Genomic DNA, 842 nt, shown 5'->3' on the forward strand with positions numbered 1-842 from the left:
CCCCCATTTTAGAACAATCAACGATTTTCGGGGCAAAATCCTCAAAGAGCATATCCATCGCTTATTTGCAGAGGTTGTGCGGCTGCTGGTGGACATGGGCTATGTGAGCTTGGATGTGCAGACGGCACGAAGATAGAGTCGGTAGCCAACCGCTACACTTTTGTATGGAAAAAGTCGGTAGAGAACCGTAAGGCTAAGCTGGAAAGCAAAATCAAAGGTATCTTGTCCGATATAGAAAGTGCTATCGCCTCAGACAATCAAGAGCTGAACAAGGAAGAGCTGCCTGAAAAGATTGATTCGGCCGCACTGAAAGAAAAGCTGTCCGAGCTCAACAAAAAGCTCAAAGCTTCTGATAAACAGCAACAAAAAGAACTGGCCAAACTGCAAGCCGAGCATTTGCCCAAGTTGGAAGAATATGAAAAGCACCTCAATAACTTAGGTGAACGGAATTCTTACAGTAAAACTGACACGGATGCTACGTTTATGCGTCTCAAAGATGACCACCTGCAAAATGGTCAACTCAAACCGGCGTACAATGTGCAGGTATCTACTGAAAACCAGTTCATTACCCACGTTTCCCTGCATCAGACCGCAGGGGACACCACCACTTTATCGGCTCATTTGGAAGGTTTTCAGGCCGCTTATCAGTCCCAGAGCAAGGAAGTGGTAGCCGATGCGGGCTATGGCAGCCAGGAGAACTATGAAATGATGGCATCGGCCAACATCAAAGCCTACGTCAAGTACAACAACTTCCACGATGAGCAAAAGAAGAAGCAAAGGGAAAACCCCTTTTTGGTGCAGAATCTCTACTACAACCCGCAAGGGGATTTCTTTGTCTGCCC

General features: G+C 46.8%; 1 pseudogene. It reads left to right on the forward strand.

Annotation, left to right across the window (positions count from 1 at the left end):
• A pseudogene (locus NDK19_RS17030) lies at positions 1 to 842 on the forward strand (transposase); the annotation flags it as partial.

It is taken from the genome of Rhodoflexus caldus (genome assembly GCF_021206925.1).
GTDB lineage: Bacteria > Bacteroidota > Bacteroidia > Cytophagales > Thermoflexibacteraceae > Rhodoflexus > Rhodoflexus caldus.